This window comes from Enterobacter cloacae complex sp. SHL009 (genome assembly GCF_049237205.1).
GTDB lineage: Bacteria > Pseudomonadota > Gammaproteobacteria > Enterobacterales > Enterobacteriaceae > Enterobacter > Enterobacter cloacae_M.
On record NZ_JBMKIW010000001.1, the window covers coordinates 517,203 to 535,411 of the forward strand.

Genomic DNA, 18,209 nt, shown 5'->3' on the forward strand with positions numbered 1-18,209 from the left:
AATGAGCGCTACCATAGCGCGATTGAGATGACAGGAGACGTCCATGAGCGAGCAAACCATTCGTTTAACGCAGTACAGCCACGGAGCCGGTTGCGGTTGTAAAATTTCGCCGAAAGTGCTGGAGACCATCCTGCACAGTGAACAGGCGAAGTTTGTCGACCCGAACCTGCTTGTCGGCAACGAAACGCGTGACGATGCTGCAGTTTATGACTTAGGTAACGGCACCAGCATTATCAGTACTACCGACTTCTTTATGCCGATTGTCGACAACCCGTTCGACTTCGGGCGCATTGCGGCCACCAACGCCATCAGCGATATCTTCGCGATGGGCGGTAAGCCGATCATGGCGATTGCCATTCTGGGCTGGCCGATCAACACCATCCCGCCGGAAGTGGCCCGTGAAGTGATTGATGGCGGTCGTTTTGCCTGCCAGCAGGCGGGGATTGCGCTGGCCGGCGGTCACTCTATTGATGCGCCCGAACCGATCTTCGGCCTGGCCGTCACCGGCGTAGTGCCGACCGAACGCGTAAAGCGCAACAGCACCGCGCAGGCGGGCTGTAAATTGTTCCTTACCAAGCCGCTGGGTATTGGCGTGCTGACCACCGCCGAGAAAAAATCCCTGCTGAAACCGGAGCACAAAGGTCTGGCAACCGAAGTCATGTGCCAGATGAACCTCGCCGGTGCGGCGTTTGCCAATATCGACGGCGTGAAGGCGATGACCGACGTCACCGGTTTTGGTCTGCTGGGGCACCTCTCTGAAGTGTGTCAGGGCGCGGGCGTGCAGGCGCAGGTCTGGTATCAGGACGTGCCGAAGCTGCCGGGCGTGGAGGAGTATATTGCTCAGGGCGCGGTGCCGGGCGGTACCCAGCGCAACTTCGCCAGCTACGGTCACCTGATGGGCGAAATGCCTGCGGAGTGGCGCAACCTGCTGTGCGATCCGCAAACCTCCGGCGGCCTGCTGCTGGCGGTCACGCCGGAATCGGAAGCCGAGGTTCAGGCAACGGCCGCCGAGTTCGGCATCACCCTGACGGCAATCGGCGAGCTGGTGACCGCGCGCGGCGGTCGTCCGATGATTGAGATCCGTTAATTCGATGCGGTTGTTTATTGCCGAAAAGCCGAGCCTGGCCCGCGCCATCGCCGACGTGCTGCCTAAACCGCATCGCAAAGGTGACGGCTTTATCGAATGCGGTAACGGGCAGGTGGTCACATGGTGTATCGGTCACCTGCTTGAGCAGGCGCAGCCGGATGTCTATGACAGCCGCTACGCCCGCTGGAATTTAAACGATCTGCCCATCGTGCCGGAAAAATGGCGCCTGCAGCCCCGTCCCTCCGTCACCAAACAGCTCAACGTGATTAAGCGCTTCCTGCATGACGCCGCTGAGATCGTGCACGCGGGTGACCCGGACAGGGAAGGACAGCTGCTGGTGGATGAGGTGCTGGACTATCTTGAGCTGGCGCCGGAAAAGCGCCAGCAGGTGCAGCGCTGCCTGATAAACGACCTCAATCCGCAGGCCGTCGAGCGGGCGATTTCGCGCCTGCGCGCCAACAGCGAGTTTATTCCGCTGTGCGTCTCGGCATTAGCCCGCGCCCGCGCCGACTGGCTGTACGGCATCAACATGACCCGCGCCTACACCATTCTTGGGCGCAACGCGGGCTATCAGGGCGTGCTCTCCGTGGGGCGCGTGCAGACGCCGGTGCTGGGGCTGGTCGTGCGTCGTGATGAAGAGATTGAGAACTTCGTCGCCAAAGATTTCTTTGAAGTGAAAGCGCATATCGTCACGCCTAAGGACGAGCGCTTTACCGCCGTCTGGCAGCCGAGCGATGCCTGCGAATCTTACCAGGATGAAGAGGGGCGCTTGCTGCACCGTCCGCTGGCGGATCATGTGGTTAACCGCATTACCGGCCAGCCGGCTATCGTCACCAGCTATAACGATAAACGGGAATCAGAACCCGCGCCGCTGCCGTTCTCTCTGTCGGCCCTGCAGATTGAGGCCGCGAAGCGCTTTGGCCTCAGCGCGCAGAACGTGCTGGACATCTGCCAGAAGCTCTACGAAACCCATAAGCTCATCACCTACCCGCGTTCGGACAGCCGCTATCTGCCGGAAGAGCACTTTGCCGGTCGCCACTCGGTGATGAACGCCATCGGCGTGCACGCGCCGGATCTGCTCCCGCAGCCTGCGGTAAACCCGGACACCCATAACCGCTGCTGGGATGATAAAAAAGTCGATGCCCACCACGCGATTATCCCGACGGCCCGCGCCAGCATCGTCAACCTGACCGAGAACGAAGCGAAGGTCTATCACCTGATTGCCCGTCAGTACCTGATGCAGTTCTGCCCGGACGCGGTATTCCGCAAGTGCGTGATTGAGCTTGAGATTGCCAAAGGTAAGTTTGTCGCCAAAGCGCGTTTCCTCGCAGAAGCGGGCTGGCGTACGCTCCTCGGCAACAAAGAGCGTGATGAGGAGAACGACGGCACGCCGCTGCCGGTGGTCGCCAAAGATGACGAACTGCTGTGCGAGAAGGGCGAAGTGGTTGAACGTCAGACCCAGCCTCCGCGCCATTTCACCGATGCGACGCTGCTGTCGGCGATGACCGGGATCGCCCGGTTCGTTCAGGATAAAGATCTGAAGAAGATCCTGCGCGCCACCGACGGTCTGGGAACGGAAGCGACGCGAGCGGGGATCATCGAGCTGCTCTTTAAGCGCGGCTTCCTGGAGAAAAAGGGACGCTATATCCACTCAACGGAGCCGGGCCGGGCGCTAATCCACTCTCTGCCGGAGCTGGCCGCCAGGCCGGACATGACCGCGCACTGGGAATCGGTGCTGACGCAGATCAGCGAGAAGCAGTGCCGCTATCAGGACTTTATGCAGCCGCTGGTCGGGACGCTTTATCAGCTGATCGATCAGGCGCGCAGCACGCCGGTGAAAACGTTCAGAGGCATGGTTGCGCCCGGTGGCGGCGCGAAGAAACCGTTCAAGAAGAAAAAGAGCGCGGCCTGACACACGTTTTTCTCCCCTCTCCCGGTGGGAGAGGGCCGGGGTGAGGGCACCCGGCCGCACGCGATAAACCTTAAATCACGCCCTGACCAATCATCGCATCCGCCACCTTCACGAACCCGGCGATATTCGCCCCGCGCACGTAGTTGGTTTGCGACGCCTCGCCGCCGTACTCCACGCAGGCATGGTGAATATCCAGCATGATGTGGTGCAGGCGCGCATCCACTTTCTCCGCCTTCCAGCCGAGACGTGCGGCGTTTTGCGCCATCTCGAGGCCGGAGGTCGCCACGCCGCCCGCGTTAGCAGCCTTGCCCGGCGCAAACAGCACGCCCGCTTCCAGGAACAGGTCCGTCGCATCGATAGTGGTCGGCATATTTGCCCCTTCGGCCACCGCTTTTACGCCGTTGCTAATCAGGGTACGCGCGGCGTCCGCATCCAGCTCGTTCTGCGTGGCGCACGGCAGGGCGATATCCACCGGAACGCCCCACGGCTGTTTCCCTTCCAGGTAGGTCAGGCCAAACTCCCGGGCATAATCCGCCACGCGGCCATCGCGGCTGGCTTTGATTTCACACAGGCGCGCCAGCTTCTCTGCCGTGAAGCCCGCTTCATCCACCACCGTGCCGCTGGAATCAGAGGCGGTCACCACGCGAGCGCCAAGCTGCATCGCTTTCTCAATCGCGTACTGCGCCACGTTACCGGAGCCGGACACCGCGACGCGCATGCCTTCAAAGCCTAAACCGTGACGCTTGAGCATCGCCTCGGTGAAGTAAACCAGGCCGTATCCTGTCGCTTCCGGGCGGATCAGGCTCCCGCCAAACGACAGCCCCTTGCCGGTAAAGACGCAGGCGCTGTTGTTGGAGAGCTTTTTCATCATCCCGGCCATAAAGCCCACTTCACGTCCGCCCACGCCGATATCACCGGCAGGAACGTCGGTATCCGGGCCGAGGTGGCGGTAGAGTTCGGTCATCAGCGCCTGGCAGAAGCGCATCACTTCCCCTTCGCTTTTGCCTTTCGGGTCGAAATCGCTGCCGCCTTTCCCGCCGCCCATCGGTAGCGTGGTGAGGGCGTTTTTAAAGGTCTGCTCGAAGCCGAGGAATTTCAGAATCGACAGGTTCACGGACGGATGAAAACGCATGCCGCCCTTAAACGGGCCAATCGCCGAGTTAAACTGAACGCGCCACGCGCGGTTAACCTGTACCTGGTTGCGATCGTCAACCCACGTCACGCGGAACTGGATCACGCGCTCTGGCTCGATCATGCGTTCAAGCAGAGACATCTGGCGATAACGCGGGTTTTGTTCAAGGAAGGGCCACAGGGTGGTCATAACTTCACGCACGGCCTGAGCGAACTCGCTTTGGTGCGGGTCGCGCTGCTGAACATGGGCAAGGAAACTTTCCAGAGAGCGTGTCTGATCCATAGATATAAGAACCTCTTATCGTATTTTATGTGTATTACTTATGCGATTTGTGTTGTTTTTTTGACTATACCACCCGTACCGCTTTGTGAGGCAAGCAGAAATTTATGACGAAAGGGAAATTAATGAGAGGGCGGGCGTCATAACGAAAAGCGATGAAGAGATAAATTAAAGGTTCGGCTCTGGTTTACCGTTATAGTCAATATCAGGACACAACAGGAAGACAAGTCGATGAACCGTTATGTGATGACCGCGTTATGTTTGATGTTTACCGCTGGCGCTCAGGCTGACCGCATTCGTCCGGATGTGGAAGTGAATGTGCCGCCGGAAGTGTTTAGCTCCAGCGGCCAGAATCAAACGGTGCAGCCCTGCAATCAGTGCTGTATCTATCAGAATCAGAACTACTCGGAAGGGGCCGTTGTGAAAGCGGACGGCATTCTGCTGCAGTGCCAGCGCGACGAGCGCGCCATCAGCACGAACCCGCTGGTCTGGCGTCGCGTAAAATAATAAACGCTTCCAGCAGCGGAATATCCGCGGGGGCTAAGGGGTAGCCAAACGCCTCTTCCGGCGTACACCACGCCAGCGCGCTGTGGTAGTGCGCCGTGATATCGCCGCGGAAAGCAGGAACGTGCCAGGCATGCAGGTTAATCAACCGCTGGGAGACTTCCCGCTGGTGGCTTGCCACGTATTGTCCCGGCAGGGCGTCAATGCCCAACTCTTCACGCAGCTCGCGGATAAGCGCTTCTGGCTGGGTTTCTCCGGCCTCGACTTTACCGCCTGCAAATTCCCACATTCCCGGCTGGTCGGCGTGGACAGGGCGCTGCGCCAGTAAAATGTTGCCGTCTTTTTCGATGATGGCGGCAACGACATCGAGTGTTTTCAGCATGGTCGTCAATAATTGATAGCGAAAAAAGACATATTATCGTGCCCTTTCTCAGAGTCCAGTAAACAGGAGAATCAGGTGAAAGAGTCCCCCGCCTGGGTTGCCCCCCTCGAATCCCTTCCCGCCAGCCTAAAACCGATAGCCGCCATGCAGAAAAAGCATTTTGGCGCGGAGCTGAATCCCACCCGCTGGTGGGGGCGAATGCCGCGTCTGTTCTGGCTGGTGGCGCTGTTTGTCGGCTTTCTGGAGCGTCGTCGCGCGCGCCTGACGCCCGCGCTGCGCTCGCTGCTCATGACGCGGGTATCCCAGCTCTGTCACTGCGCTTTCTGCATTGATGCCAATAGCCTGCGTCTGGCCGAGCGCTGCGGCACGCTGGATAAGGTTCAGGCCGTGAGCGACTGGCAGGATTCCGCCTTGTTCACCGAGCAGGAGCGCGCGGCGCTGGCCTACGCCGAGGCGATGACCGCCACGCCGCCCCAGGCGGATGAGGTAGTCAGAGCAGCGCTGAAACGCCACTTCACGGACGATGCCATTACCGAGATGACGGCGCTGATTGCGTTTCAGAATCTCTCAGCCCGCTTTAATGCCGCGCTGGATATTCCGGCGCAGGGGCTGTGCGCCACGTTTAGCGAGACTCCCCATGCTTGACCGTCACCTGCACCCGCGGGTTAAGCCCGCTCTGAATCGTCTGGTTTCCGTGCTGGATAAGCCGGGCATCACGCCCGACGGATTAACCCTGACCGGGTTTGCCATCGGCGTGCTGGCGCTGCCGTTTCTGGCCCTCGGCTGGTATCCGGCTGCGCTGGCTGCCATCGTGCTTAACCGCCTGCTGGATGGTCTGGACGGCGCGCTGGCGCGCCGGAGAGGGCTGACCGATGCGGGGGGATTTCTCGACATCGCGCTCGATTTTCTGTTCTACGCCCTGGTGCCGTTTGGCTTTGCGCTCGCGGCACCCGCTGAGAATGCGCTGGCGGCCGCCTGGCTGCTGTTTGCGTTTATCGGGACCGGCAGCAGCTTTCTGGCGTTTGCGGCGCTGGCCGCGAAGCACGATATCGACAACCCCGGCTATGCGCACAAGTCGTTTTATTACATCGGTGGGTTAACGGAAGGGACGGAGACCATCGCGCTGTTCGTGCTGTGCTGCCTCTTCCCGGCGCACTTTACGCTGTTCGCGTGGGTATTCGGCGCGCTGTGCTGGCTGACCACCACAACGCGCGTCTGGAGCGGCTATGTGACGCTGAAGTCACTCAGCCCTTAGAGAGCGCTCTCTGGCCCGCGCTCTCCGGTGGTGACCGGGTTCTGCGGATGACTGCTCCATTCGTACCAGCCGCCGTCATAGACGGCGACATTCTTCCAGCCCATCGCCCGGGCGTACATAAAGGTTTCTGACGCCCGCCACCCGGTGCCGCAGTAAAACGCGACGTGCTGTTCCGGCAGAATATTCCAGCGCTTCCACTGGGCGGCGATATCGTCCGCGCTGCGCATGGTGCCATCCGGGTTATGGAAATCTTCCATATGGGTCGCGTCGCTGCCCGCATGACCCCAGCGGGCACCGGCAATTTCACCTTTTGGCTTGATGTAGCTGTAGCCGCTGGTTTCGCCGATGAACTCCGGCCAGGAACGAATGCTGACCAGGGAGGCATCCTGACGGTGCAGCATCCCGCGCGCCTGTTCCATATCAACCATCAGCTGCGGCTGGCCGGGGATCGGCGCGCCAAAATCGAGGGCTGGCTTCACTTTCGCGGGCGTGCCGCGTTCAACCGGCAGGCCTGCATCGGACCACGCCTTCCAGCCGCCGTCGAGAATACGCACATCCTTCACGCCTGCATACAGCATGATCTGCGCCACGCGCGCGGCGGCGTAAACGTCACGGCCATACAGAATGACGGTGGTGTCGTGACGGATCCCGTGCTTCGCCAGCATCGCTTTCAGCTTGTCGTCGGAGACTTTATTCCACAGCGGCTCGCTTTCCACCTCGTTGGTGTCGATGTAGCCCGCGCCGGGAATGTGGTTTAGCAGGTAAAACTTCGGTGCGCCCCAGGCGGCTTCAATCACTTTCCAGTCACCCGCCGGCGCGGCGGTCACGGGTTTACCCTGCTGGAGGCGGTGGATCCACTGCGGGTAAACCAGCTGTTCAAAGTGAGGCAGGCGCTGAAGGCGGTCGGGCGTCTTCAGAGCGTCGCTGAGCAGCGAGACGTGGCGGTATCCGGCTTTCTCCAGGCGCGATTTCACCGCCAGGTTATCGTTCTCGTCGCCGTACAGGGCGATGGCCGTCGCGGGCGTAAGCTGATGCTGTTTTGCCCAGCTCGCAATCTGTTCGTCGCTCATTGCACCCAGCCAGACGGCAGCCAGGTTGAGTGCGGCGGGTTCATGCCCGGAGGGGCCGCTGAGGGTCTGCGGCCAGCCGTTATAGAACGCGCTGGGGCGGGTGTCGACAGGCGTGCCGTGCTGTGCCTGAAGCTGGGAGAGCGTCATCGCGTTGGCCAAATCAGCCGCCAGAGAGGAAAAGGATGCGAGGCCGCAGAGCAGGGCCAGCGCGGTCAGTTGAGAAACACGTTTCATCGAATAACCTGACGTCAGTAAAAGAGGGGGGCATTGTCGTCTCTCCCGAAACGGAAAACATTGCGTTAGCACATTATTGCCAGCGAGAAATCTCAATCAGCTCGCCGCCGGGCGGAATATCGTCCTCATCGTGCGTGACCAGCACCACCGGGATATTGCGCGCGCGGACGGCGTCAAAAACCCATGTCCGAAACGTCGTGCGCAGCGTTTTATCGAGGCGGCTGAACGGTTCGTCCAGCAGCAGCGCCTGCGGCTCTGCGAGCAGGGCCCGCAGCAGGCTGACCCGGGCACGCTCCCCGCCGGAGAGGGTGGCCGGATCGCTGGCGTAATGACCGCACAGCCCGGCGGAATCCAGCGCCTGCTCGACCGCTTCCCGACGCGCTCTCCCGACGATCCGCTCAGGCAAGGCCAGCAGCAAATTTTGCCCGACGCTGAACTGTTCAAACAGCAGCGCATCCTGAAAGAGAATGCCCAGCCCGCGGGCTTCAACAGGGAGGCTATCGCAGCGACGCGCGTCGAGCCACAGTTCGCCCCGCGCCTGGAAATCGTCTGACAGCGCGCCGACCATCCACGCAAAAAGGGTCGATTTGCCGCTGCCGGACGGCCCCATCAGGGTAACGATCTCCCCGCGAGGAACGCAAAAATTGACCTCGCGGAAAAGCGGTTCGATGGTGAGACCTTTAACCTTCAGCATTAACGTAATCCTTGACGGTAGCGGCCCGCGAGCCGGGATATCAGGGCGGCAAGACCGAACACCGTGCCCGTGACCAGCAGTAATCCCAGCGCCCTGCTGGCGAGAACAGGGATGCTGCCCCCGCTGCTGAGCGCGACGGTTTCGGTGGTCAGCGTGGCGAAGCGCCCCGCGCCCAGCCAGAGCGTCGGCATGTATTGCGCCATGCTGACGGAAAAACCAATAGCAAAGGCCAGCAGCGCCGGGCGCACCAGCAGGATGCATTTCAGCAGTAAGAATATTTTTGCCCGTCGCCAGCCGAGCGTTCTGGCGGTAAGGATAAGCCGGGGGTCGATCCGCCGCCAGGCGGGCTGCAGAACCAGCAGCATCCACGGCAACACCCACAGCAGATGGCTCCAGAGCACGGCGGCATAGCGCCCGTCGAGCCCCAGACGCAATGCAATAAAGTATTGCCCGGTGACGAGCGGCAGCGCCGGCAGGGCGAGCGGTGACCACACCCACGCTGCGCCGCGCTGCGGTCCCCATTCCAGCCAGAGAAAAATGACGATGAGGGCGATCAGGCTCGACAGCAGGCCGAAGGAGAGGCTGGTCCCCACGGAACCCACGTCGCCCCCTTGCGCCAGCATCAGCAGTACCGCAGCGCACAGGATGCCGCACGCGGGCAGTAACCCGCTGAATGCCCGCTCAGGCAGGGCGCGCTGAGACCTTCGGCGCGTTCCCGCGAGGTCCGGAATTGTGCGACGCCATACCCTCCAGAGGCCGTATCCGAGGGCGGCAAGCGCGGCCAGCAGCATAAGAAGAAACAGGCACAGCAGCATTCCTTTTGCCTGCTGCTGCGCGTCGCCCTGGCTTAGCCACTGCCAGGCCAGCACGGCCAGGGTGGGCGGGTTGCCGGGCCCGAGAACGATCGCCACGTCCACGACCGAGAGCGACCATGCCAGCACCGCCAGCATCACCGCGCCGAGGACAGGCGCGATCGCCGGGAGGATCAGCCAGCTGAGCGTCTGATAACGCCCGTAGCCAAAGGTCTGCAGGACGATCTTCTGCTGCGCGAGCCGTTGTTCCGGCAGTACGGCGTAAATGGCCCACAGCACGAACGCGCTCTCTTTGACCGCGAGCGTCAGGCCCAGCCCGACGCCGTAGCGGTCAAACGGAGCCGTACAGACGGTACAGAGCTGATAAAACAGACCGCCCTCGGCAAACAGCAGTAACGCGCTGGTGGCGAACGCCACATGGGGGATCGCCAGCAGCCAGGGCAGCCGGGTCGTGAGGCGCCGCCAGCGTTGACCTGGCCACAAAAGGCAGACGAAGAAAAGGGCAATCAGCAACGCCCCCAGCGTGGCGATGAGCGTTGAGACCAGCGTGGCGACGGTCGCCTGCGGTAGCTGCGGATCGTTCAGCAGCCGCTGCCAGTTTGTCGCAGAAAGCGCCGGTGCGAACAGCATCACGCCGGCGGGCAGGATCGGCAGATAAATCACCGCCATCGCCAGCCAGACAAGCCCGCTCAGCGGGTGCCGTAACGACGCAGCCATTCCTGCTCCAGCGCGTTCACCCAGGCGGACTGCGGCTCTGCAAGCACCTGCGGCAGCCCCTGAGGCGTATGGGCCAGCAGCTGTTTCGCTTCCTCTTCGGGCAGCGTTTTCGCATCCAGGACGCTCGGGTCTCCCCAGATGGCAGGGTCGGCCTTGCGGATTTGTGCCTGCGGTGACAGCAGGAAATTAGCGACCACCTTTGCGCCCGCGCTCGCGCCGGCATTGGCCGGGATAGCCGCAAAATGGATGTTGCCGAGCATCCCGCTCTGGAAACCAAAGCTGTAGCTGTCGGCGGGCAGTTCGCCGCTCGCCACTTTCTGCTGCGCATGCGCCGGGTTAAAGGTCAGCGACAGGTTCAGACTGCCGCTGGCAAGCAGGGCATCCATTCGGGCTGGCGAGGGAGGGAAATCTTTTCCTTCGCGCCACAGCAGCGGGTGCAGCTTATCGAGGTAAGCCCAGAGCGGCGCCGTAACCTCAGCAAACGTTGCATCGGGCGCTTTTTGTAAAGCCTCAGGGCGATCGGTGAGCGTCAGCAGCAGCTGCTCAAGAAATGCCGTGCCGGTAAAATCGGGTGGGCGGGGATAGCTGATCTTACCCGGGTGCTGCTGCGCGTAGGCCTGCAGCGCCTGCGGATCCACCTGCGGCGTCGGCATGCTGGCTTTGCGGGCGATAAAGGTTAGCTGCGCGCCGCCCCACGGGGATTCCGCCCCGTCGGTTGGAATCGCAAAATCTTCCATGACGGGTTTACGGGTATCGACATAGCGCCAGTTTGGCAACGTCTGCGCCCATCCGGTTTGCAGCAGGTTCGCCTCTTTTAACGTGCGGAAATTTTCGCCGTTGACCCACAGCAGGTCAACCGAGCCGTTGGCCTTACGCCCCGCGGCGGCTTCCGTCTGGATCCGTTTTACCGCATCGGCGGCGTCCTCCAGCGGGACAATTTTTAGGGTAATGGCGTAGTGCGTTTGCATCTCACCGCTGACCCACTCAAGGTAGCGGTTGACCGCCGGATCGCCGCCCCAGGCGTTAAACCAGACGGTCTGGCCTTTGGCCTGCTGTTGGATAGCGTGCCAGCTTTCGGCGGCACAGAGGGGGGCTGCCAGCAGCAGACCGGTCAGGAACGCGCAAAAACGCACACGGCGCATAATGCCTCACTTTTTAACAGACGGGAGATAACGGGAAAACAGCCGGCGTGTCGCCAGCGGCAATAACCCCAGTAGTGTAAAGGCGATTAGCATGCCCGGCGACAAAATATCGCGCAGCGACGCCACTTTCCCCAGCTCGCGTCCGGCGTTCAGAAAGACCACCGTCGCGGGCAGCATGGCGACCTGGCTGACCCACCAGTAGCGATATACGCCAATGCGGGTCAGCCCCATCAGCAAATTCACCAGGAAAAACGGGAACAGCGGCATCAGGCGCAGGGCAAAAAGATAGCCCGCGCCGTCATGCGCCATACCGGCGTTCACCGTTTTCATCTGCTGAGCAAACCGCCGCTGGACCCATTCGCGCAGCAGATAACGGCTGGCGATCATCGCAAGCGTCGCCCCGAGCGTGGAGGCAAACGAGACCAGAAGGGTGCCTTCCCACAGGGGAAATAACGCTCCGCGCAGCAGGGTGAGGATAGCCGCACCGGGGATCGACAGGGCGGAGACCGCCACGTAGAGGGCAAAAAAGATCAGCGCGCTTCGCAGCGGCGCGTGGTCAACATGGGAGATGAGTGCCTGCTGGTGGGTTTTAATCCCGTCCAGGGAGAGTGTGCCTGGGGGAAGTATGACAAACGTCAGAATAAATGCGCCCAGAAGGGCGCAAAGGAAAAGTATTTTTCGAATGTTCACGCGTCATTACAGCTTGAATTTAGCCCACACCGGCGCGTGGTCAGAGGGTTTTTCCATGCTGCGGATCTCGTAGTCGATCCCGGTTTCGATGCAGCGCTCTGCCAGCGGCGAACTGGCGAGCAGCAGGTCGATACGCAGGCCGCGGTTGTCGTCAAAGCCTTTTGAGCGGTAGTCAAACCACGAGAAGCGATCCTGCGTGTCCGGGTTGGCGGTACGGAAGGTATCCACCAGCCCCCAGTCCAGCAGGCGCTGCATCCACTCGCGCTCTTCCGGCAGGAAGGAGCATTTGCCGGTACGCAGCCAGCGTTTGCGGCTGTCTTCACCGATGCCAATATCCAGATCGGTCGGGCTGATATTCACATCACCCATGATCAGCACCGGATTGTCTTTGTTCAGTTCGGTGGTCAGATAGTCCTGCAGATCCTGATAAAACTTGGCTTTAGCCGGGAATTTGGTCGGATGGTCGCGGCTCTCGCCCTGGGGAAAGTAACCATTAATCACGGTGATGTTCCCCAGCGGGGAAGGCAGTTCCGCCATGATGATGCGGCGCTGTGCTTCTTCGTCATCGCCGGGAAACCCGCGGCGGACTGAAACTGGCGTCTCTTTGGTCAACAGCGCAACGCCGTAATGGCCTTTCTGCCCATGATAGAAGACGTTGTAGCCGAGCTTAGCCACCTCTTCGAGGGGGAACATGTCGTCGTGAACCTTGGTCTCCTGCAGACCGATCACATCTGGCTGATGTTGTTCAACGATAGCTTCAAGCTGATGAGGGCGGGCGCGCAGGCCGTTGATATTAAAAGAGACAAATTTCATAGTCGCTGCCAGTGCAAGGTGAATAGTGCATGGATGGTAGCAGAATTTGCGTCAACTGTTACCGGGTTCGGCCAATAACTGCGACAGATAATGCCGGTGGTGCAATATTTGCACCATTCTGACGCGCATCGCCCTCAAACAGGGCGTAAATGACCGATAAATTTCGCGAGCGATCACAATTCCAGAATTATATTTGGCCTGTGCATACTCTTTCTGATTTTCATGCGGCAAAGCGCCGCTTGTCGTAAAAATATTCACTTTTTATGCACTAAAAGTGAATAACTCCATATTGTAACTTATTGATATTGTGTTACCTCAACCCGTTTATGCAATTTTATCGCTGGCTGGCACGAAGGCTGCAATCTACATTCACAGTGCAAACACTCAATTATTTAACATTCAAATAACTTTTTATTTACCGGATGAGGTCGCTATGTCTCTGTCAATTACGCGTGAAAATTTCGATGAATGGATGATGCCGGTTTACGCTCCGGCGGCTTTTATTCCGGTTCGTGGGGAAGGCTCGCGCCTGTGGGATCAGCAGGGTAAAGAGTATATCGACTTTGCAGGTGGGATTGCGGTCAACGCGCTGGGGCATGCGCACCCTGCGCTGCGTCAGGCGCTGAATGACCAGGCGGCGAAGTTCTGGCATACCGGCAACGGCTTTACCAACGAGCCCGCGCTGCGCCTGGCCAAAAAACTGATCGACGCGACGTTTGCCGAAAAGGTCTTTTTCTGTAACTCGGGGGCGGAAGCCAACGAAGCGGCGCTGAAGCTGGCGCGCAAATATGCGCACGATAAATTTGGTACCCACAAGAGCGGCATCGTGGCGTTTAAAAACGCCTTCCACGGGCGCACGCTCTTTACCGTCAGCGCGGGCGGCCAGCCTTCCTACTCGCAGGATTTTGCCCCGCTGCCGCCGGATATTCGCCACGGTATCTATAACGATCTGCAGTCCGCCAGCGAGCTGATTAACGACACCACCTGCGCGGTGATCGTCGAGCCGATGCAGGGCGAGGGCGGCGTGCTTCCGGCGCAAAAAGCCTTCCTGCAGGGGCTGCGCGAGCTGTGCGATCGCCACAACGCGGTCCTGATTTTCGACGAAGTGCAGACCGGCGTGGGCCGCACCGGCGAGCTGTATGCCTATATGCACTACGGCGTGACGCCGGACGTGCTTTCGACCGCCAAAGCGCTGGGCGGCGGCTTCCCGATTGGCGCGACGCTGACCACCGATAAATTCGCCAGCGTAATGACCGTCGGCACCCACGGCACCACCTACGGCGGCAACCCGCTGGCCACCGCCGTTGCCGGGCAGGTTCTCGACATCATTAACACGCCTGAGGTGCTGAAAGGCGTTAAGCAGCGTCACGACTGGTTTGTCGAGCGCCTGAATGCCATCAACGGCAAAACGGGGCTGTTTAAAGAAATTCGCGGTCTGGGGCTGTTAATCGGCTGCGAGCTCACCGCCGAGTTTGCCGGAAAAGCTAAACTTATTTCACAGGAAGCGGCAAAAGTGGGCGTGATGGTGCTGATTGCCGGTGCCAACGTGGTGCGTTTTGCGCCCGCGCTGATCGTCAGCGAGGAAGAGGTGCAAACCGGTCTGGACCGTTTTGCGCTGGCGTGTGAAAAAGTGAAATCCGGGGTGTCATCATGATGGTCATCCGTCCCGTTGAGCGAGGCGATCTCGCCGGGCTCATGCAGCTTGCCGGTAAGACGGGAGGCGGGCTGACCTCGCTTCCTGCCGATGAAAAAACGCTGTCGGCGCGCATTGAGCGCGCCCTGCAAACCTGGCAGGGGACGTTGCCAAAAAGCGAACAGGGGTATGTGTTCGTGCTGGAAGACACCGACACGGGGACCGTGGCCGGGATCTGCGCCATTGAAGTGGCCGTCGGGCTTAACGACCCGTGGTACAACTATCGCGTCGGCACCATGGTTCACGCCTCGAAAGAGCTGAACGTTTATAACGCGCTGCCCACGCTGTTTCTCTGCAATGACCACACGGGCGCCAGCGAGCTATGCACGCTGTTCCTCGACCCGGCGTGGCGCAAAGAGGGCAACGGCTATCTGCTCTCCAAATCGCGCTTTATGTTTATGGCCGCCTTCCGCGATCGCTTTAACGAAAAAGTGGTCGCGGAGATGCGCGGCGTGATCGACGACACCGGCTACTCGCCGTTCTGGGAGAGCCTGGGCGAGCGCTTCTTCTCGATGGAGTTCAGCCGGGCGGACTATCTCTGCGGCACCGGCCAGAAAGCCTTTATCGCCGAACTGATGCCGAAGCATCCTATCTATACCCATTTCCTCAGCCCGGAAGCGCAGGCGGTGATTGGCGAAGTCCATCCGCAGACCGCGCCTGCCCGCGCGGTGCTGGAGAAAGAGGGGTTCCGCTACCGGAACTATGTCGACATCTTTGACGGCGGCCCAACGCTTGAGTGCGATATCGACCGCGTGCGCGCGATCCGCAAGAGCCGTCTGGTTGAGGTCTCTGAAGGTCAGCCCGCGCCGGGTGACTGGCCCGCCTGTCTGGTGTCGAATGAAAATTACGCCAACTTCCGCGCCATGCTGGTGCGTACCAACCCGAAATGTGAACGTCTGGTGCTGACGGCTGCAGAACTGGATGCCCTGAAATGTAACGCCGGCGATACGGTTCGCCTGGTGCGTCTCTGCCCTGAGGAGAAAACAGCATGACATTATGGATTAACGGTGACTGGGTCACGGGCGAAGGCGAAGAGCGCGTAAAGACCAATCCGGTTGGAAAAGAGGTGCTCTGGAAGGGGCATGACGCCAGCGCCGCGCAGGTAGAACAAGCCTGCCAGGCCGCGCGCCGCGCCTTTCCGGCGTGGGCAAAACAGCCTTTCGCCGTGCGCCAGGAAATTGTTGAAAAGTTTGCCGGGCTGCTGGAGGCAAACAAGGCCGAACTGACGCGCATCATCGCGTCTGAAACCAGTAAACCTCGCTGGGAAGCGACAACCGAAGTGACGGCGATGATCAACAAAATCGCCATTTCGGTGAAGGCGTACCACACCCGCACCGGCGAACAGCACACCGACATGCCGGATGGCGCGGCCACGCTGCGTCACCGTCCGCACGGCGTGCTGGCAGTGTTTGGCCCGTATAACTTCCCGGGACACCTGCCGAATGGCCATATTGTGCCTGCACTGCTGGCGGGCAATACCGTTATCTTCAAACCGAGCGAGCTCACGCCATTCACCGGCGAGGCGGTGGTCAAACTCTGGGAACAGGCCGGCCTGCCGCCGGGCGTGCTGAACCTGGTTCAGGGCGGGCGGGAAACCGGTCAGGCGCTGAGCGCGCTGAGCGATATCGACGGTCTGCTGTTTACCGGCAGCGCCGGTACGGGCTATCAGCTGCACCGCCAGCTGGCAGGGCAGCCGGAGAAAATCCTGGCGCTGGAGATGGGCGGCAACAACCCGCTGATTGTGGAAGATCCTGATGATATCGACGCTGCGGTGCACCTGACGATTCAGTCTGCCTTTATTACCGCCGGACAGCGCTGTACCTGCTCCCGCCGCCTGCTGGTTAAGCGGGGCGCACAGGGGGATGCCTTCCTGAAGCGTCTGGTTGAAGTGAGCGCGCGTCTGGTGCCTGCCGCGTGGGATGCCGACCCGCAGCCGTTTATCGGCGGGCTGATTTCCGAACAGGCCGCGCTGAACGTGCTTAAGGCCTGGCACGACCACGTCGCGCGCGGCGCGAAAACCCTGCTGGAGCCGAAGCAGGTTCAGCCGGGTAGCTCGCTGCTGACGCCGGGCATTGTAGAGATGAGCGGCGCAAGCAACGTGCCGGATGAAGAGGTCTTTGGCCCGCTGCTGTGCGTCTGGCGTTACGACGATTTCGATGCGGCCATTGCGATGGCGAACAACACCCGCTACGGCCTGTCGAGCGGGCTGATTTCGCCGCATCGGGAGAAGTTTGAACAACTGCTGCTGGAAGCGCGCGCCGGGATTGTGAACTGGAATAAACCGCTTACCGGGGCCGCGAGCACCGCGCCGTTCGGTGGTGTAGGCGCGTCGGGCAACCATCGCGCCAGCGCGTGGTATGCCGCCGATTACTGCGCGTGGCCGATGGCGAGCCTGGAAACCCCGGCGCTGAGGCTGCCGGAGACGCTTAATCCGGGGCTGGATTTTACCGGAGGGGATCGTCATGAAAGCGCGTGAGGTTAACTTTGACGGGCTGGTGGGGCTGACGCACCACTATGCCGGTCTCTCTTTTGGTAATGAAGCCTCGACGAAGCACCGTTTTCAGGTCTCCAACCCGAAGCTGGCGGCGAAGCAGGGGCTGCTGAAGATGAAGGCGCTGGCGGATGCCGGTTTCCCGCAGGCGGTGATCCCGCCGCAGGAACGCCCGAACGTGGCTGTCCTTCGTCAGCTCGGCTTTAGCGGTACCGATGAGCAGGTCGTCGAAAAAGCGGGTACGCAGACGCCGCACCTGCTCTCCGCGGCAAGCTCCGCCTCCTCTATGTGGGTGGCAAACGCCGCGACCGTCGCGCCGTCAGCCGACACGCTGGATGGCAAAGTTCATCTGGCGGTGGCGAACCTGAACAATAAATTCCACCGCGCCACAGAAGCGGAAACCACCGAGCGCGTGCTGCGCGCCATTTTCAACCATGACGCCCATTTTGAGGTGCATCAGGCTCTGCCGCAGGTGGCGATGTTTGGCGACGAAGGCGCGGCCAACCATAACCGCCTGGGAGGCGACTATGGCGACCCGGGCCTGCAGCTGTTTATCTACGGGCGAGAAGAGGGGGGCCACGCCGCGCCAACCCGTTATCCTGCTCGTCAGACGCTGGCGGCCAGCCAGGCGGTTGCTCGCCTGAACCAGGTCAATCCTTCCCAGGTGGTTTTTGCCCAGCAAAACCCGCATGTGATTGACCAGGGCGTGTTCCATAACGACGTGATTGCCGTTTCTAACCGCCAGGTGCTGTTCTGCCACGAGCAGGCGTTTGCCCATCAGGAGAAGCTGCTCGCCACGCTGCATGAGCGCGTGCGCGGCTTCACGCCAATCCAGGTGCCAACGGAGGCGGTGAGCGTGCAGGACGCGGTAGAAACCTATCTGTTCAACAGCCAGCTGCTGAGCCGTGACGATGGCAGCATGATGCTGGTCCTGCCGCAGGAATCACGGGATCACAAAGGCGTGTGGCGCTACCTGACGGAGCTGGTGAAGGCCGATAACCCGATTGACGAACTGCGCGTGTTTGACCTGCGCGAAAGCATGGCCAACGGCGGCGGGCCAGCCTGTTTACGTCTGCGCGTGGTCTTGACTCAGGACGAAATGCAGGCGGTGAACCCCGCGGTCATGATGAACGATACGCTCTTTACGCGGCTGAATGACTGGGTCGATCGCTACTATCGCGATCGTCTGACGCAGGCGGATCTGGTTGACCCGCAGCTTCTGCGTGAAGGACGCGAGGCGCTGGACGCGTTATCGACAATCCTGCAGCTGGGATCGGTTTACCCGTTCCAGCGCTAAAGGAG

17 protein-coding genes are annotated in these 18,209 nt (G+C 60.7%); 9 read left to right on the plus strand and 8 right to left on the minus strand.

Features of this window, described 5'->3' with window-relative positions:
* Positions 1-43 precede the first annotated feature (43 nt).
* Both selD and ACOTZC_RS02565 read left to right on the plus strand, forming a co-directional pair.
* Positions 44-1,087, plus strand: a complete 1,044-nt coding sequence (selD, locus tag ACOTZC_RS02560; RefSeq protein WP_047174036.1) for a selenide, water dikinase SelD — start codon at positions 44-46, stop codon at positions 1,085-1,087.
* Between the two features lie 4 nt (positions 1,088-1,091).
* Complete coding sequence (locus ACOTZC_RS02565; RefSeq protein ID WP_045401540.1) at positions 1,092-2,999, plus strand: DNA topoisomerase III; 1,908 nt, start codon at positions 1,092-1,094, stop codon at positions 2,997-2,999.
* Between the two features lie 70 nt (positions 3,000-3,069).
* Here ACOTZC_RS02565 and gdhA read toward each other — a convergent pair whose 3' ends face one another.
* Positions 3,070-4,413: an NADP-specific glutamate dehydrogenase gene (gene gdhA, locus ACOTZC_RS02570; RefSeq protein ID WP_126303159.1), complete on the minus strand. Its 1,344-nt coding sequence runs from the start codon at positions 4,411-4,413 to the stop codon at positions 3,070-3,072.
* 228 nt (positions 4,414-4,641) lie between these two features.
* Here gdhA and ACOTZC_RS02575 point away from each other — a divergent pair, with 228 nt between their 5' ends.
* A complete protein-coding gene (locus ACOTZC_RS02575) occupies positions 4,642-4,917 on the plus strand; it encodes a DUF1496 domain-containing protein (protein WP_023311264.1) in 276 nt (91 codons plus the stop codon).
* Here ACOTZC_RS02575 and ACOTZC_RS02580 read toward each other — a convergent pair.
* Complete coding sequence (locus ACOTZC_RS02580; RefSeq protein WP_045353667.1) at positions 4,880-5,296, minus strand: pyrimidine (deoxy)nucleoside triphosphate diphosphatase; 417 nt, start codon at positions 5,294-5,296, stop codon at positions 4,880-4,882. The two genes, ACOTZC_RS02575 and ACOTZC_RS02580, sit on opposite strands and share 38 nt — an antisense overlap.
* Positions 5,297-5,371: 75 nt before the next feature.
* Here ACOTZC_RS02580 and ACOTZC_RS02585 point away from each other — a divergent pair, with 75 nt between their 5' ends.
* Positions 5,372-5,941, plus strand: coding sequence for a carboxymuconolactone decarboxylase family protein (locus ACOTZC_RS02585; protein ID WP_248193409.1), 570 nt, complete (start codon positions 5,372-5,374; stop codon positions 5,939-5,941).
* Positions 5,934-6,551: a CDP-alcohol phosphatidyltransferase family protein gene (locus ACOTZC_RS02590; RefSeq protein ID WP_045353669.1), complete on the plus strand. Its 618-nt coding sequence runs from the start codon at positions 5,934-5,936 to the stop codon at positions 6,549-6,551. The genes ACOTZC_RS02585 and ACOTZC_RS02590 overlap by 8 nt, the downstream gene beginning before the upstream one ends.
* On the opposite strand, the gene ACOTZC_RS02595 is transcribed toward ACOTZC_RS02590, so the two are convergent.
* The 6 genes from ACOTZC_RS02595 to xthA all read right to left on the minus strand — a co-directional run bounded on the left by ACOTZC_RS02595 (position 6,548) and on the right by xthA (position 12,723).
* Positions 6,548-7,855, minus strand: coding sequence for a sulfurtransferase (locus ACOTZC_RS02595; protein ID WP_421635573.1), 1,308 nt, complete (start codon positions 7,853-7,855; stop codon positions 6,548-6,550). The two genes, ACOTZC_RS02590 and ACOTZC_RS02595, sit on opposite strands and share 4 nt — an antisense overlap.
* Positions 7,856-7,928: 73 nt before the next feature.
* Positions 7,929-8,549, minus strand: coding sequence for an ATP-binding cassette domain-containing protein (locus ACOTZC_RS02600; RefSeq protein WP_421635574.1), 621 nt, complete (start codon positions 8,547-8,549; stop codon positions 7,929-7,931).
* Positions 8,549-10,078, minus strand: coding sequence for a thiamine ABC transporter permease (locus ACOTZC_RS02605; protein WP_421635575.1), 1,530 nt, complete (start codon positions 10,076-10,078; stop codon positions 8,549-8,551). The genes ACOTZC_RS02600 and ACOTZC_RS02605 overlap by 1 nt, the downstream gene beginning before the upstream one ends.
* Positions 10,051-11,211 (minus strand): ABC transporter substrate-binding protein, encoded by a 1,161-nt coding sequence (locus ACOTZC_RS02610; RefSeq protein ID WP_421635674.1) that lies wholly within the window; start codon positions 11,209-11,211, stop codon positions 10,051-10,053. Before ACOTZC_RS02610 ends, ACOTZC_RS02605 begins: the two co-directional genes overlap by 28 nt.
* Positions 11,212-11,226: 15 nt before the next feature.
* The gene (locus ACOTZC_RS02615) at positions 11,227-11,910 is read right to left on the minus strand and encodes a TVP38/TMEM64 family protein (protein ID WP_421635576.1); all 684 of its coding nucleotides are present in this window, start codon (positions 11,908-11,910) and stop codon (positions 11,227-11,229) included.
* Between the two features lie 6 nt (positions 11,911-11,916).
* Complete coding sequence (gene xthA, locus ACOTZC_RS02620) at positions 11,917-12,723, minus strand: exodeoxyribonuclease III (RefSeq protein WP_045401521.1); 807 nt, start codon at positions 12,721-12,723, stop codon at positions 11,917-11,919.
* A 433-nt stretch (positions 12,724-13,156) separates the two neighbouring features.
* On the opposite strand from xthA, the gene astC reads away from it, so the two are divergent.
* From astC to astB, 4 genes are read left to right on the plus strand one after another with little or no spacing between them, the layout of a single operon-like run.
* Complete coding sequence (gene astC, locus ACOTZC_RS02625) at positions 13,157-14,377, plus strand: succinylornithine/acetylornithine transaminase (RefSeq protein WP_029742016.1); 1,221 nt, start codon at positions 13,157-13,159, stop codon at positions 14,375-14,377.
* A complete protein-coding gene (gene astA, locus ACOTZC_RS02630; RefSeq protein ID WP_023311275.1) occupies positions 14,374-15,408 on the plus strand; it encodes an arginine N-succinyltransferase in 1,035 nt (344 codons plus the stop codon). Before astC ends, astA begins: the two co-directional genes overlap by 4 nt.
* Positions 15,405-16,892 (plus strand): succinylglutamate-semialdehyde dehydrogenase, encoded by a 1,488-nt coding sequence (gene astD / locus ACOTZC_RS02635; RefSeq protein ID WP_045401515.1) that lies wholly within the window; start codon positions 15,405-15,407, stop codon positions 16,890-16,892. The genes astA and astD overlap by 4 nt, the downstream gene beginning before the upstream one ends.
* Positions 16,879-18,204, plus strand: a complete 1,326-nt coding sequence (gene astB, locus ACOTZC_RS02640; protein ID WP_045353676.1) for an N-succinylarginine dihydrolase — start codon at positions 16,879-16,881, stop codon at positions 18,202-18,204. The genes astD and astB overlap by 14 nt, the downstream gene beginning before the upstream one ends.
* Positions 18,205-18,209 lie beyond the last annotated feature (5 nt).

Coding starts and splice junctions, on each gene's coding strand:
- selD (WP_047174036.1), top strand. CDS start 44: ATGAGCGAGCAAACCATTCGTTTAACGCAGTACAGCCACGGAGCCGGT.
- ACOTZC_RS02565 (WP_045401540.1), top strand. CDS start 1,092: ATGCGGTTGTTTATTGCCGAAAAGCCGAGCCTGGCCCGCGCCATCGCC.
- gdhA (WP_126303159.1), bottom strand. CDS start 4,413: ATGGATCAGACACGCTCTCTGGAAAGTTTCCTTGCCCATGTTCAGCAG.
- ACOTZC_RS02575 (WP_023311264.1), top strand. CDS start 4,642: ATGAACCGTTATGTGATGACCGCGTTATGTTTGATGTTTACCGCTGGC.
- ACOTZC_RS02580 (WP_045353667.1), bottom strand. CDS start 5,296: ATGCTGAAAACACTCGATGTCGTTGCCGCCATCATCGAAAAAGACGGC.
- ACOTZC_RS02590 (WP_045353669.1), top strand. CDS start 5,934: ATGCTTGACCGTCACCTGCACCCGCGGGTTAAGCCCGCTCTGAATCGT.
- ACOTZC_RS02595 (WP_421635573.1), bottom strand. CDS start 7,855: ATGAAACGTGTTTCTCAACTGACCGCGCTGGCCCTGCTCTGCGGCCTC.
- ACOTZC_RS02600 (WP_421635574.1), bottom strand. CDS start 8,549: ATGCTGAAGGTTAAAGGTCTCACCATCGAACCGCTTTTCCGCGAGGTC.
- ACOTZC_RS02605 (WP_421635575.1), bottom strand. CDS start 10,078: ATGGCTGCGTCGTTACGGCACCCGCTGAGCGGGCTTGTCTGGCTGGCG.
- xthA (WP_045401521.1), bottom strand. CDS start 12,723: ATGAAATTTGTCTCTTTTAATATCAACGGCCTGCGCGCCCGCCCTCAT.
- astC (WP_029742016.1), top strand. CDS start 13,157: ATGTCTCTGTCAATTACGCGTGAAAATTTCGATGAATGGATGATGCCG.
- astA (WP_023311275.1), top strand. CDS start 14,374: ATGATGGTCATCCGTCCCGTTGAGCGAGGCGATCTCGCCGGGCTCATG.
- astD (WP_045401515.1), top strand. CDS start 15,405: ATGACATTATGGATTAACGGTGACTGGGTCACGGGCGAAGGCGAAGAG.
- astB (WP_045353676.1), top strand. CDS start 16,879: ATGAAAGCGCGTGAGGTTAACTTTGACGGGCTGGTGGGGCTGACGCAC.